Below are 13,606 nucleotides of genomic sequence, written 5' to 3'. Positions count from 1 at the left end.
GTCAGTTCGGGTTGAGCGGGGTGAGCAGGGCGCGGCCGACCATGCCGACGGAGCCGGAGAGGGCGTCGGCGACCAGGGCGCGGGCGGGCGGCAGGCGGCGCAGCTCCCACAGGGCGAGGACGGAGGCCCAGGCGGCGTCGCGGGCGCGGTCGATGCTCCAGACCGACAGCACGTGCAGCAGCGCGCCGCCGGCCGGGACGGGCAGCAGGGAGGCGCGGACCTGGGCCTCGACCCGGGCGAGCAGGGCGTTGATCCGCAGGTAGTCGGCGTGCAGCCGGTCGGGGGTGCGGTCGGTGAGGCGGCAGGTGTCGAGGACGGCGAGCGGGAGGTCGTTCTCGATGTGGGCGTTCATGCCCGCCAGGGCGAACTGGAGCGGGTGGACGCCCGGGGCGGCGCGCAGCTCGAACAGCGGGCGCCAGCAGGCGGCGGGGCGGCGTGCGGCGCGGTCGTCGTCGACGGCGGCGAGGTAGCGGGCGGCGAAGACGGCGTCGAGTTCGGCCATGGCGGCCGGGTCGTCGAAGTACCCGGCGGTGAGGTGGTCGCGGACCAGCCGGGTGACGGTCAGGTACATCGCGTTGAACACGGCGACCCCGTCGCGGGGCGGGAGTTCGGCGGCCAGGTCCGTCATCCGGTCGACCACCTGGTCCACCGTCAGTACCGGTGCGGTCATGCGCACGCTCCCATCAGGATGATCGGACAAGGGGATGGTGGGCTGATACTCCGTCACCTTCGCAGCCGGGGGCGCCGCTGCCAAGGCGCACACGTGGTGCGGGCGGGTGGAAAACCGCGGCGCGCGGGACGGGGGAAACCGGGTGCGCGGGGCGGGGAAAAACCGGGTGCGCGGGGCGGGGGAGATGCGGCAGCATGGGCGGCGACGGCGGTGCCGGGCGCGGTTCGCGCTCCCGCCGTTCCCTGTCCCCGGAGGTTCGCGTGGTGAAGCGATATTAGTGGCGGCTCGCACCGCCCTCCGGCCTGCCCTCCTTCCGTGGGCGGCCGGGTCTCCCGGCCCTTCGGACGATCCCGTTGACGCGCTGACGTAGTGACGTACTGACGCGCCGACGCGCTCACCCTGCCGTGCCTGCTGCGCCTCCGACCGGGCGCAGCCGGGCGCCGGCACCTGCCGCGAGCCGTGGGCGGTCGCCCCTTCGCGGGCCGGCCGGCAGCGCTGCCGTCCGGCCTCCTCCGAACCCCCCGCCTCCGTCGTCCCGTGCCGCCCGGCCGCGCCCACCGCGCCCACCGCGTCCATCGCGTCGCTGTGTTCGCTGTGCCCGCGTGCCTGCCGTGCCGCCGTACGCCGACGCCCCCCGAGAGGATGGCCATGACCGCCACCGCGTTCGACCGCACCACCGCACAGATCCGTGAACTGATCGAGGACGAGGGGGAGTGGCGGGAGGGCCCGGAGCTGGGCCGACTGCTCGGGCTGCTGGCCGGGCGCCGGTGCGCCGACCTGTCGGGGCTCGGCCCGCAGCGGCAGGCCGAACTGCTCGGGGCACGCGCCGCCCAGGTGCTGCCCGGCGTCCGGTCGCTGGCCGAACTGCTGGGCGAGGGAAGGCCGTTGACGGTGAAGTTCGGCATCGACCCGACCGGCGCGGAGGTGCACCTCGGGCACGCCGTGCCGATGATCCTGGCCAGCCGGTTGCAGCGGATGGGCCACCGGGTGGTGTTCCTGGTCGGCGACGTCACCGCCCGGATCGGCGACCCGTCCGGCCGCAGCGCCGAGCGCCCGCCGCTCACCGAGGAGGACGTCCGGCGCAACGTGGCCACCTACCGGCAGCAGGTCGGCCCGTTCTTCGACTTCTCCCGCGCCGAGTTCCGCTTCAACAGCGAGTGGCTGGCGCCGATGACACTGCCGAGCTTCCTGGCGGTGCTGGCCCGGCTGCCCGCCTCCGCCGCGCTCCAGCGCGAGGACTTCCGCACCCGGCTCGCCGAGGGCAGCGGGCTCACCCTCGCCGAACTCGTCTACTCCGTGGTGATGGCGACGGACTCGGTGGAACTGGCCGCCGACCTCGAACTCGGCGGCCTCGACCAGCTGCTCAACCTGCAGATGTGCCGCCGGGTGATGGCGGCGGCCGGGCAGCGGCCCGAGGTGGTGCTGGCCACCGGGCTGATCGAGGGCACCGACGGCACCGGCGCCAAGATGAGCAAGTCGAAGAACAACTACGTCGCCCTGGGCTTCCCCGCCGAGGAGATGTTCGGCCGCCTGATGGCCTGCGCGGACCGGCTGCTGCCCGGGTACCTCCGGGCGCTCACCGAACTCCTCGACGGGGAGGTCGAGCTGCTGCTCGCCCAGGTCGGCGACGGCCGCCGGCACCCGGTGGCGGCGAAGACCCTGCTGGCCGCCGCCGTCACCGCCACCGTGCACGGGAGGACGCCGCGATCGCCGCCCGGGACGCGTTCCGGGCGCGGTACGCGGTGCGCCGCTACTCCCAGGCGGGGCCGCTGCCCGCCGTCGACCCGGCCGCGCACGGCGCGGCCACCCTCGGCGACCTGCTGGTCAAGGTCAGCGGCGAGCTGCCCAGCCTCAACCAGGTCCGCCGGGTCGCCGCGGCGGGCGGCCTCAGGCTCGTCGTCGAACACACCGACGGCGCGCAGCACACCGTCCCGCTCACCCGCACCGACGCGGACGAGCGCCTGCTCGTCGTCCTCGGCGCCCACGGCCTCGCCCGCCCGACCGCCACCCGCCGGGTGTTCCTGCGCTGCGGGCGGAAGGTGCTGGAACTGACCTGAGCGGGTGGGGGAGGAGCGGGGCGGGTCAGGGGGTGGTGCGGAGGACCGGGTCGGTGCGGGCCGCCATCGGGCCCCGGGGGAGGACGGGGCCCATGGTGGGCCCTGGCCCGGAGCCCGCCGCCGGGCTGCGGAGGAGCCGTGAACGGGGTGCGCGGCAGCGTCCGGGTCGGACCGGGGCCAGCCCTCGAACCCCCGTCGCAGGGGCGGTCGCGGGTTCGATGGCGGGCCCTAGCAGTTTCGACCGGCCGTGGTCGAAGGTTTGCCGGGACTGCCGCTCGTCCGGGTGAATCCGGCGGGTGGGGCTACTCCGGGGGCGCATGGTGCGACAAGCCTATGAGTCGGGCGCGCGGCGGTCCGGCCTGCCCGGGCGGGCCCGGGGAGCGGCCTCCCGGAGGAGCAAATCTCCTGGGGGAAAAGAGACCTGACGAGCCGTCAGGTCCTCCGTGCACCGGCTATGCTGCTTCGCGCCCGGGCCCCGCCGCACCGCCCGGCCCCGCCCACCCCCCTGTCCCCTCCGAGCGTATGAGGATGCTGATGCTTCGAGCCGGATCGTCACCAGACGGATCGTCTTCAGGAGGACGGCTGCCCGCGGCCGTGCTCGTCTGTCTGCTGCCCGTGGCGGTGATCGGCGCGGCCGTCGGCCTCGCCGCCGCGGCGAACCCGGGCGCGGCGACCTCGGGGATCATCTGGTGCGGCCTGGTGGGCGCCGCGGCCGTGGCGGTGGCGGGGTACGAAGCGGTGCGCCGGGGCCGCGCACTGGAACTGGCCCACGAGGAGGCCGCCCGGCAGGACGCCCAGCAGCGGCACCGCCTGGCCCGGCAGCAGGCCGGCATGCTCGAACTCGCCAGGAACGAACTCCCGCAGGCCGTCGCCCGGATGCAGGGCGGCGAGTTCATCACCGACGTGCTCCGCTCCTACGAGCAGCAGCGCGTCGACAACGCCGGCGACGAGTTCCACGACTTCCGCTACGCCGTGCTGCGCGCCGTCCTGGACGCCGTCGACAACGAGGAGGCGATGCGCGAGTCCGCGCAGCGCGCCTTCGTCAACATCGCCCGCCGGGTCCAGGCCATCGTCCACCGCCAGGCCATCGACCTGCGCAAGATGGAGGACCGGCACGGCGACGACCCCGCGGTCTTCGACGACCTGCTGCTGCTCGACCACGGCAACGCCCTGATCGGCCGCCTCGCCGACTCCATCGCCGTGCTCGGCGGCGCCCGCCCCGGCCGCCAGTGGAACAACCCCGTCCCGCTGTACAGCGTGCTGCGCGGCGGCATCTCCCGCATCCTCGACTTCCGCCGGGTCGAACTCCACCCGGTCTCCGAGGTCGCCGTAGTCGGCCCCGCCGTCGAACCGCTGATCCACGCGCTCGCCGAACTCCTCGACAACGCCACCCGCTACTCGCCGCCGCAGACCAACGTCCACCTCACCGCCGTCGAGGTGCAGACCGGCATCGCCATCGAGATCGAGGACGGCGGCCTCAGCCTCGGCGAGGAGGGCCGCGCCCGGGCCGAACGGATGCTGGCCGAGGCCGAGTCCGGCATCGACCTCAACGGCCTCGGCGAGGCCCCCCGGCTCGGCCTCGCCGTGGTCGGCCGACTCGCCCGCGCCTACGGCTTCCAGGTCTCGCTGCGCCCCTCCGCGTACGGCGGCGTGCGCGCGGTGCTGATCGTCCCCGAGGCGTACATCACCACCGCGCCCGCGCCCAGCCGCGCCCACGGCATCGGCCGGATCGCCACCACCACCCCGCTGGCCTTCCCCTCCCCCCAGGGGCCGGGCGGCCAGTACGACGGCGAGCCCTACCCGCCGGTGCCCGGCGCCGAGTTCGCGGACACCGCGCCCCGCCCGCACCCCGCCGCCGCCACGCACACCCCCGCCGGAGGCTTCGCCGCCACCGCGGCCTTCCCGGCCTCCGCGCCGGGGACGTTCCCGGCCCCTTCCGGCGGGACGTTCCCGCGCGCCGTGCCCGCGGCGGCGTCCGGGCCGGCGTCCGCGGCGGCGTCCGGGCCGGCGTCCAAGCCGTACGAGGACGACGCGCCCCAGGTGTTCGAGCGCACCGCGAACGGGCTGCCCCAGCGCCGCCGGCACGCCGCGCCGTCCCGCTTCGGTGCTTCCCGCCCCGCGCAGCAGGCCCCGGCCCGGACGCCGGCCCCTGCCCCGACCCAGGCCCCGGCGCCCGCGGTGCGGGCCGCGGCCGCGCCGCAGACACCCGTACCCGCACCCGCCCCCGAGCCGGTCCAACCCGGCCTGTGGCTGGCCGCCTTCACCGACGGCGTCAACGGCACCGCGCCGGCCGCCGGGCCGGGCGGCGGCAGCCACGCCAGTGACGAATCAGCAGGGAAAGGCGACAAGTGATTCAGCAACGGACCAACATGGACTGGATGCTCAAGGACCTCGCGGAGACCGTCCCGTGCATCCGGCACGTCATCGTGCTGTCCGCGGACGGCCTGCGGCTGGCCCAGCACGGCACCGACCCCGACACCGCGGACCGGCTGGCCGCGGCCTGCGCCGGACTCCAGAGCCTGGCCAACGCGGTCGGCCACGAGTTCCCGCACGGCGACGGGCGGATGCGGCTGGTGGTGATCGAGGTCGGCGGCGGCTTCTTCTACCTGATGGCGGCCGGCTCCCGGGCCTACCTGGCGGTCCTCGCGGACGAGGGCGTGGACGCGGGCCTGGTCGGCCAGCGGATGCGCGACCTGGTCGCCCGGATCGGCGAGCACCTGACCACACCCGTCCGCGGCAGCGAGCAGATCGCGTGAGTCGCGCCGCCGACCCGACCGGCCGACGGGTCGGGCCAGGGGCCGGGCGCTCCGTCGGGCCACGAGCCGGACGGCGGGCGCTCCGTCGGGCCGGGTCACGGCCGGGCCGGGCGGACGCACCGCCCGCCGGGCCCGATGCGGCAGCGGCGGCGGCAGCGGCGCCAGTCGCAGCCGCCGGGACGGCCGGAACCACCGGAACACCGCCGACGCGCCGACCGGCCGTCGGCCACACCGAGGTGCGGGGATGAGCAACCAGGACTGGGCGGACGCCAACCCGGAGCGGCTCTACGTGATCAGCGGGGGGCGCGACCGCAAGTCCGCCACCGCCGGGTTCGACCTGGTCACACTGGTCGTCGCCCGCGCCCGGCCCGAGCCCACCATGCAGCCCGAGCACGCCGCGATCCTGCGGATCTGCGGCTCCCCGCTCTCGGTCGCCGAGATCTCCGCCTACCTGCGGCTGCCGAACAGCCTGGTCACCGTCCTGCTGGCGGACCTGCTCGCCGAGCGCCGGATCGAGGTCCGCGCCCCCGTCCCGCCGGCCGCCCTTCCCGACCTTTCCCTGCTGGAGGCAGTGATCCATGGACTTCAACGGCTCTGAGCCGCGCGGGCCGCGCGAGGCCGAGCTGCTCCCGGCGACCGTGGCCACCGCCGTCAAGGTCGTCATCGTCGGCGGCTTCGGGGTCGGCAAGACCACCCTGGTCGGCGCGGTCAGCGAGATCCGCCCGCTGACCACCGAGGAGACCATGACCGAGGCGGGCGTCGGCATCGACGACCTGGCCGGGGTGGAGCGCAAGGACTCCACCACCGTGGCGATGGACTTCGGCCGGATCACCATCAGCGACGAACTGGTGCTGTACGTCTTCGGCACGCCGGGCCAGGAGCGCTTCTGGTTCCTCTGGAACGGCCTGTTCGAGGGCGCGCTGGGTGCGGTCGTGCTGGTCGACACCCGTCGGCTGGAGGTCTCCTTCGACGTCCTGGGCCGGCTGGAGGACCGCGGGGTGCCGTTCGTGGTCGCGCTCAACGGCTTCCCGGAGTCGCCCCGTTACCCCGTCGAGGAACTGCGCGCCGCGCTCGACCTGCCGCACCACGTGCCGATCGTCCACTGCGACGCCCGCTCCCGGGAGTCCAGCCGGGACGTGCTGATGGCCCTGATGCGGTACCTCTACGACCTCGCCGCCCAGCCGGGCGGGCCCGGCGGGTCCGGTGCGTCCGGCGGGTCCGTCCCGGCCCCGGCGCCCTCGGCCCAGCCGGTCGGCTGACGTCCCGCCGTCCCGCCGTCCCGCCGTCCCGACCGCCGCCCACCGGCCGCCCGCGGCCCGTCAACTCCTCCCCCTCTCCCCGGAGTCATCCCGTGACGTACGAAGAGCACGCGTACCAGGGCGCGCCCGTCCCGCCGCCCGGCTGTCCCGCCCACCGCGCCGCCGGGGGGCCGCCGGGCGGTGGACTGCTGCGGCTGTTCGGCCCCGAGGCCGAGGCCGACCCGGCCGGTTTCTACGAGAAGCTGCGCACCGAACACGGCGAGGTCGCGCCCGTCCTGCTGCACGGCGACCTGCCGGCCTGGCTGGTGCTGGGCTACTCGGCGAACCTGACCGCGATGCGCACCCCGTCCCGGTTCTCCCGGGACTCCCGGCGCTGGACCGAGTTCCGGGAGGGCCGGGTCGCCCCCGACTCCCCGGTGCTGCCGGTGATCGCCTGGCAGCCGACCTGCTCCTTCGTCGACGGCGAGGAGCACCGTCGGCTGCGGGTCGCCGTCACCGACGGCCTGAACCGCTTCGACCGGCGCGGCATGCGGCGCTACGTCACCCGGTTCTCCGACCAGCTGATCGCCGAGTTCGGCGACAGCGGCCGGGTCGACCTGGTCTCCCGGTTCGCCGAGCACCTGCCGATGCTGGTGATGACCCAACTCCTCGGCATGCCCGAGGAGTACGGCCCGCGGCTGGTCGAGGCCGCCCGCGACCTGGTCAAGGGCACCGAGACGTCCGTCGCCAGCAACGAGTACGTGGTCGAGTCGCTGCGCCGCACCGTGGAGCGCAAGCGCGACGAGCCCGGCCAGGACCTGATCACCTGGCTGATCGAGCACCCGTCCGGGCTGAGCGAGGACGAGGTGCTGGAGCACCTGCGCTCGGTGCTGCTGGCCGCCAACGAGACCACCATCAACCTGATCTCCGAGACGCTGAAGATGGTCCTCACCGACAGCCGCTTCCGCGCCCACCTGTCGGGCGGCCAGATGACCCTGCCGGACGCCCTCGACCAAGTGCTCTGGGACTCACCGCCGTTCATGCTAGTGCCCGGCCGCTGGGCGACCGGCGACACCGAACTCGGCGGGCAGGCCATCAAGGCCGGCGACATGCTGCTGCTCGGCGTCGCGGCGGGCAACGCCGACCCGGCGGTCCGGCCCGACCTGGACACCCCGCTGTTCGGCAACCGCTCGCACCTGGCGTTCGGCAGCGGCCCGCACGAGTGCCCCGGGCAGGAGATCGGGCGGGCGATCGCCGAGTCCGGCATCGACATCCTGCTCACCCGGCTGCCCGACCTCCAACTCTCGGTGGACGAGGACCAGTTGGTCTGGCGGGGCAACTGGATGTCCCGGCACCTGACCGAGCTGCCGGCCCGTTTCACCCCGCGCGCCGCCCTTCAGCCGCAGGCGGCGGCACCGGCCGCCGGGGCCGTCCCCCCGAACCCGTCGTACCCGTCGACCTCGCGGTATCCGGAGACCGCGCCGACCGTGTCGTCCGCGCCGACCGCGCCGACCGTGTCGTCCGCGCCGTACCCGTCGAGTTCGGCGACGGCGTTCGGGCCGTCCGTGCCCGGCCCGCGGACGCCCGCCGCCACCCCGTCGCGCATGGCGCCCGCCCCGGTGGCCGTCACGCCGCCGCTGCCGCCCGCGCCGCCGGTGGTGCCCTCGCAGCGGCGCGGCTGGTGGGGTGCGCTGCTGGCCCGGCTCCGGGGCTGACGGGGGCGGCCGGTCTCCGCCCCGGCCTTACCGGGAGGGGCGAGCCGGGGCCGGACCCGGGATCTGGGCCGAAATCCGGGTCGGGGCGGTGGTCCGGCCTGCCGCCGTCCCGGCCGAGGCCCGGGCGAAGGCGCGGACGAACGGACGCGGGCCCTCGTGCTCCGGGGTCAGCTCCGGCTGCAACAGGGCGGCCAGGTAGGTAGCACGGGTGGCCGGGCAGTCCGGTGGCCCGGACCTCACCGTCCAGGTCGTGCCCGGTGAAGCGCATGGCGTGCGCGCGCAGCGCGTCCAGGAAGCTGGGGGCGCGAGGACCGCGGAGGTCGCGGCGACGGTTCGGGGCGTGGCGGTCGCGGCCGGGGCGGACGGTCGGCCGGGGTCCCGGGTGGGGCTCGGGAACGCGTGGGCCCCCGACCCGGGTGCGGGTCGGGGGCCTGGTGCCGGGCCGGGTCGGGCGGCCCTCCCCCACAGGGGGCCGTCGGTCGGTCAAGCGGTTTCGCGGGGTGCCGGGTGGCTCGTCAGCAGGCGCCGAGGTCGTCCCAGACGCCCCACTGGCCGGTGGTGCCGGGCTGCTCGCCCTGGGTCCACCACTTGGCGCGCCAGTTGTGGCCGCCGTAGGAGACGGTCTGGCCGGCGCTGTACGCCGCGGTCGCGTTCCAGGCGGCGGTCGTGCAGCTACCGGTGCCGCCGGTGGTCCCGCCCGTGGTGCCGCCGGTCGTGCCGCCGGTGGTGCCACCCGTCGTCCCGCCGGTCGTCCCGCCCGTGGTGCCGCCGGTGGTGCCGCCCGTCGTCCCGCCCGTGCCGCCGATGTTGACGTCGATGCAGGAGTAGAACGCGTTCGCGGTGTCCGAGATGTTCCACACCGCGAGGACCTTCTGGCGGCCGGTGTAGCTGCCGAAGTTCACGGTCTGGCTGAGGTCGGCCGGCGGCTGGGCGTTGTTGCCGGGGAACGTGGCGATCAGCTTGTTGCCGATGTAGTACTGCCAGTTCGCGGTGGAGTGCCGGGCGGTGAAGTGCCAGGTGAAGGTCTGGACGGAGGACACGTTGGTGACCTTCCAGCCCAGGTTGTCGTTGTCCAGCTCGGCGTACTCGGAGTGACCGCCGGAACAGGTGAACAGGCCCTTCGGGCCCTCGACGCTCTGCGGTTCGTACTTGATCTGGCCGCAGCTGACCACGTTGTTGGCGCACTGGTCCTGGCGGCTCGCCGGGTTGGTGATCCAGCCGTGGGCGCTGGCGGTGCCCGCGCTCATGGTCATGCCGAGCAGGGGGGCGACCAGCGCGCCGACGACGGCGGTCACCTTTCTCTTGGTCTGCATGTGGGGTGCCTTCCTGATGTGGGGGTTCAGGTCCGTCCTGGACCGTCCAGGTGCGGCGGTCCCCGTCGTGCCGCGGTGGGGCGGACACGAACGGGGCTCCTCCGTACGACCGTTGCGACAGGCCGGAGACGGTCATAGGTCTAGACCGACTGCTGGGGGAGACGATAGCGGCGTACCGGGCGTGGTCAAGTGGTTGAACGAAAGGTTTGTTTCCAGTAGGCGCGGTCCGTCGAATAACTGATCGAACGTCACCGGGGTTGGCCGAAAAGTCCCGTGGCGCCGACCACTTCGACCGGCCGTCCGGATCGTGGACGCGGTGACCGCGATGTGGACGTTCTCGACCCCTGACCGGCCGGAACGTGGTAGCTTCCGGCGCATGTCGCAGCGCGTATTCCTCACCACCCGGGGTCACATCGACCTTCTCCGGGTGTGTTCCGCTGCCTGTCGCCGCGCCTGAGCGCCGCACACCCCCGGCTTCGCCCGTACCCCGCCGCACCTGCGCGTCCGCACCCCCCGCGTCCGCACCCCCCGCGTCCGCAGCGGGTGCGGAGGGCGCCGTCGCCGCGCCCGCATCCTGCCGACCGTACGACCCGGTGCGCCCGGTAAGCCCGGCACGCCCGGCACGCCCGGGTGCGAGCCCCGCCCGCTGTCCCGCCCGCCGCCTCGGCCGCCCCCGGAGAAGAGGACCCCCGTGCCCGACCGAACCCCCGTGTTCCACTGGTTCCTGCCCACCGGCGGCGACGGCCGCGACCCCGGCGGCGTCACCGCCGTGCAGGGCCGCACCGGTGCCGCGACCCGCCGGCCCGCCGACGTCGACTACCTGGCGCAGGTCGCCCGGGCCGCCGAGCAGGCCGGGTTCACCGCGCTGCTCGCGCCGGTCGGCCTCGGCTGCGTCGACCCGTGGGTCCTGGCCACCGCGCTCACCCAGCACACCCGCCGGATCGGCTTCCTGGTCGCCTTCCGGGCCGGTTTCGCCAGCCCCACCCTGCTCGCCCAGCAGGCCGACTCCTTCCGCCGCCTGGCCGGCGGCCGGCTGCGGCTGAACGTGGTCACCGGCGGCGACCCCGCCGAACAGCGCGCCTACGGCGACCATCTGGCCCACGACGAGCGCTACGCCCGCACCGACGAGGTGATGGCCGCGCTGCGCGACCTGCTGGACGGCAAGCGCGTCGACCGCCGGGGCGAGCACCTGCAACTCGTCGACGCCCAGCTCGTCGACCCCGCCGTCGAGCACCCCGTCCCGCTGTACTTCGGCGGCGCCTCGCCCGCCGCCGAGCAGGTCGCCGCCCGCCGCGCCGACGTCCAACTGCTGTGGGGCGAACCGCCGGCGGCGATCGCCGAGCGGATCACCCGGCTGCGCGCGATCGCCGCCGAGCAGGGGCGCACCCTGCGGTACGGGCTGCGGCTGCACGTGATCAGCCGCGACACCGCCGAGCAGGCGTGGGCCGAGGCCGACCGGATACTGTCCGGCATCGACCCGGCGGCCGTCCGGGCCAGCCAGGCCCGGTTCGCGGCGATGGACTCCACCGGCCAGGCCCGGATGGCGGCCCTGCACGGCGGCGGCACCGCCGCCGCCCGCGACCTGCTGGTCGCCCCCAACCTGTGGGCCGGCATCGGCCTGGTCCGGGAGGGCGCCGGCACCGCCCTGGTCGGCTCGCACGACGAGGTCGCCGCCCGCCTCGCCGAGTACCGGGCCCTGGGCGTCGACGAGTTCATCCTCTCCGGCTACCCGCACCTGGAGGAGGCGTACCGGGTCGGCGAGGAGGTCGTCCCCCGGGTGCGCGCCCTGCTGGCCGAACGGGACGCGGCATGAGCGCGGCGACGGGGACCGGCACGACGGTCGGTACGGCGGCCGGCACGGCGGGAACGCCGGGCGTGACGGGAACAGCGGACGTGACGGGCGCGGCGGGCGCGCGGGGCGGGGCCGCCCGGGGCCGGGTGGCCGAGGCGCTGCGCTGGACGGCGCTGCGCGCCCTGGCGCTCGCCGCGCTGCTGGCCGGCTGGCAGCTCGTCGTCCAACTCCAGGTGTGGCCACGGGTGCTGGTGCCCTCGCCGGGCGAGGTGTGGCACCAGTTCGTGCTCGCCTCCACCGTCCACGACGGCGTCCGCGGCTACAGCGGCCACCTGTTGGGCGAGCACCTCGCCGCCAGCCTGCGCCGGATCGCCCAGGGCACCGGCTGGGCGGTCCTGTTCGGCACCGCGCTCGGCCTGGCGATCGGCACCCTGCGCCCGGTCGCGGTGGTGCTGGAACCCGCCGTCACCTTCCTGCGCACCCTGCCGCCGCTGGCCTACCTGAGCCTGCTGGTGATCTGGTTCGGCATCGACGAGTCGCCCAAGGTCTGGCTGCTGCTGATCGCCGCGCTGCCGCCGGTCGCCGCCGCCACCGCGGCCGCCGTGCGCGGGGTGCCCGGCGACCTGCTGGAGGCCGCCCGGGCGCTCGGCGCGGGCCGCTGGTCGCTGCTGGGCGGGGTGGTGCTGCCCGCCGCGCTGCCCGAGATCCTCACCGGGGTGCGGATCGCCGTCGGCGTCGCGTACACCTCGGTGGTGGCCGCCGAGACCATCAACGGGGTGCCCGGCATCGGCGGCATGATCCGCGACGCCCAGCGCTACAACCAGACCGCCGTCGTGCTCGCCGGAATCATCACCATCGGCCTGTCCGGCATCGTCCTGGACGGCCTGCTCAAGGCCGTCGAACGGCTCGCCGTGCCCTGGCGCGGACGCGCCTGACCATTCGTCAATCCTTCATCCCAACAAGGGAGTTCGTCATGTCCGAGAACCGCCGTACCGTCCTGCGCGCCGCCACCGCCGCCACCGCGGCCGTGCTGCTGACCGCCGCCGCCACCGCCTGCTCCAGCTCCGGGTCCGGCAGCGCCGACGGCAAGGGCAGAACCACCGTCCGGATCGCCTACCAGGAGATACCCAACGCCGACCTGGTGGTGAAGGACAAGCGGCTGCTGGAGCAGGCGCTGCCCGACGCCGACGTCAAGTGGGTGAAGTTCGACTCCGGCGGCGACGTCAACACCGCCGTCCTGGCCGGCTCGGTCGACTTCGGACTGGCCGGCTCCAGCCCCGTCACCAAGGGCCTGGCCGCGCCGCTGAACATCCCGTACAAGGTGCTCTGGGTGCACGACCTGATCGGCGAGAACGAGGCGCTGGTCGCCCGCGGCGGCATCACCTCGGTGGAGCAGCTGGTCGGCAAGAAGGTCGCCACCCCGTTCGGCTCCACCTCGCACTACTCGCTGCTGGCCGCCCTCCAGGCGGCCGGCGTCGACCCGGCGAAGGTGAACGTCATCGACCTCCAGCCGCAGGACGCGCTGGCCGCCTGGAAGCGCGGCGACATCGACGCCGCCTACACCTGGACGCCCACCCTCACCGAGCTGGAGAAGGACGGCAAGGTGCTGGTGACCAGCCGCCAGCTCGCCGACCAGGGCAAGCGCACCGCCGACCTCGGCGTGGTCACGAACGCCTTCGCCCAGGCCCACCCCGAGATCGTCACCGCCTGGCTCAAGGCCGAGGACCAGGCCGTCACGCTCGCCAAGAGCGACCCCGAGCAGGCCGCCGCCTCGATCGCCAAGGAGCTCAACCTCAGCCCCGCCGACGCGCTCGCCCAGCTCAAGCAGCTCGTCCTGCTCACCGCCGCCGAACAGGCCGGCCCCGACTACCTGGGCAAGCCAGGCGCGCCCGGCAAGCTCGCCGACAACCTGCACGACGCCGCGGTGTTCCTGAAGGGCCAGCAGAAGATCGACGCGGTGCCCGACGCCTCGGTGTTCGCCAAGGCGCTGGCCGTGGAGGAGCTGGCCCGTGTCACCGGCTGAGGCGCCCGGACCGCCGACCGGGGCGGCCGAGGCGGGCAAGGC

11 protein-coding genes are annotated in these 13,606 nt (G+C 75.0%); 9 read left to right on the top strand and 2 right to left on the bottom strand.

Annotated features, from left to right (window positions below; genetic code table 11):
• Position 1: 1 nt before the first annotated feature.
• Positions 2-670: a DUF5995 family protein gene (locus QMQ26_RS06195; protein WP_282205038.1), complete on the bottom strand. Its 669-nt coding sequence runs from the start codon at positions 668-670 to the stop codon at positions 2-4.
• 648 nt (positions 671-1,318) lie between these two features.
• On the opposite strand from QMQ26_RS06195, the gene tyrS reads away from it, so the two are divergent.
• The 6 genes from tyrS (at position 1,319) to QMQ26_RS06165 (ending at position 8,436) form a co-directional block, all read left to right on the top strand.
• A complete protein-coding gene (gene tyrS / locus QMQ26_RS06190; protein WP_282205037.1) occupies positions 1,319-2,722 on the top strand; it encodes a tyrosine--tRNA ligase in 1,404 nt (467 codons plus the stop codon).
• Positions 2,723-3,255: 533 nt separating this feature from the next.
• The gene (locus QMQ26_RS06185; protein WP_404814078.1) at positions 3,256-5,079 is read left to right on the top strand and encodes a sensor histidine kinase; all 1,824 of its coding nucleotides are present in this window, start codon (positions 3,256-3,258) and stop codon (positions 5,077-5,079) included.
• Positions 5,076-5,483 (top strand): roadblock/LC7 domain-containing protein, encoded by a 408-nt coding sequence (locus QMQ26_RS06180; RefSeq protein ID WP_030462807.1) that lies wholly within the window; start codon positions 5,076-5,078, stop codon positions 5,481-5,483. Before QMQ26_RS06185 ends, QMQ26_RS06180 begins: the two co-directional genes overlap by 4 nt.
• Before the next feature lie 244 nt (positions 5,484-5,727).
• Positions 5,728-6,081: a DUF742 domain-containing protein gene (locus QMQ26_RS06175; RefSeq protein WP_100835214.1), complete on the top strand. Its 354-nt coding sequence runs from the start codon at positions 5,728-5,730 to the stop codon at positions 6,079-6,081.
• Positions 6,062-6,742: a GTP-binding protein gene (locus tag QMQ26_RS06170; protein ID WP_282205036.1), complete on the top strand. Its 681-nt coding sequence runs from the start codon at positions 6,062-6,064 to the stop codon at positions 6,740-6,742. Before QMQ26_RS06175 ends, QMQ26_RS06170 begins: the two co-directional genes overlap by 20 nt.
• 92 nt (positions 6,743-6,834) lie before the next feature.
• Positions 6,835-8,436, top strand: a complete 1,602-nt coding sequence (locus tag QMQ26_RS06165) for a cytochrome P450 (RefSeq protein ID WP_282205035.1) — start codon at positions 6,835-6,837, stop codon at positions 8,434-8,436.
• A 515-nt stretch (positions 8,437-8,951) separates the two neighbouring features.
• Here QMQ26_RS06165 and QMQ26_RS06160 read toward each other — a convergent pair.
• Positions 8,952-9,749, bottom strand: a complete 798-nt coding sequence (locus QMQ26_RS06160; protein WP_100835212.1) for a lytic polysaccharide monooxygenase — start codon at positions 9,747-9,749, stop codon at positions 8,952-8,954.
• 691 nt (positions 9,750-10,440) lie between these two features.
• On the opposite strand from QMQ26_RS06160, the gene QMQ26_RS06155 reads away from it, so the two are divergent.
• The 3 genes from QMQ26_RS06155 to QMQ26_RS06145 all read left to right on the top strand — a co-directional run bounded on the left by QMQ26_RS06155 (position 10,441) and on the right by QMQ26_RS06145 (position 13,564).
• Complete coding sequence (locus QMQ26_RS06155; RefSeq protein ID WP_282205034.1) at positions 10,441-11,562, top strand: LLM class flavin-dependent oxidoreductase; 1,122 nt, start codon at positions 10,441-10,443, stop codon at positions 11,560-11,562.
• Positions 11,563-11,624: 62 nt separating this feature from the next.
• Positions 11,625-12,476: an ABC transporter permease gene (locus QMQ26_RS06150; protein WP_404814077.1), complete on the top strand. Its 852-nt coding sequence runs from the start codon at positions 11,625-11,627 to the stop codon at positions 12,474-12,476.
• Between the two features lie 38 nt (positions 12,477-12,514).
• Positions 12,515-13,564, top strand: a complete 1,050-nt coding sequence (locus QMQ26_RS06145; RefSeq protein ID WP_100835209.1) for a taurine ABC transporter substrate-binding protein — start codon at positions 12,515-12,517, stop codon at positions 13,562-13,564.
• The last annotated feature ends 42 nt before the right edge of the window (positions 13,565-13,606 follow it).

It is taken from the genome of Kitasatospora fiedleri, from assembly GCF_948472415.1.
Lineage (GTDB): Bacteria > Actinomycetota > Actinomycetes > Streptomycetales > Streptomycetaceae > Kitasatospora > Kitasatospora fiedleri.
This window is presented reverse-complemented; position numbering and strand designations above follow the sequence as displayed.

Excerpts from the sequence above, each read along its gene's own strand:
- QMQ26_RS06145 (WP_100835209.1), top strand. The coding sequence starts at position 12,515 with ATGTCCGAGAACCGCCGTACCGTCCTGCGCGCCGCCACCGCCGCCACC.
- QMQ26_RS06170 (WP_282205036.1), top strand. The coding sequence starts at position 6,062 with ATGGACTTCAACGGCTCTGAGCCGCGCGGGCCGCGCGAGGCCGAGCTG.
- tyrS (WP_282205037.1), top strand. The coding sequence starts at position 1,319 with ATGACCGCCACCGCGTTCGACCGCACCACCGCACAGATCCGTGAACTG.
- QMQ26_RS06160 (WP_100835212.1), bottom strand. The coding sequence starts at position 9,749 with ATGCAGACCAAGAGAAAGGTGACCGCCGTCGTCGGCGCGCTGGTCGCC.
- QMQ26_RS06175 (WP_100835214.1), top strand. The coding sequence starts at position 5,728 with ATGAGCAACCAGGACTGGGCGGACGCCAACCCGGAGCGGCTCTACGTG.
- QMQ26_RS06195 (WP_282205038.1), bottom strand. The coding sequence starts at position 670 with ATGACCGCACCGGTACTGACGGTGGACCAGGTGGTCGACCGGATGACG.
- QMQ26_RS06185 (WP_404814078.1), top strand. The coding sequence starts at position 3,256 with ATGCTGATGCTTCGAGCCGGATCGTCACCAGACGGATCGTCTTCAGGA.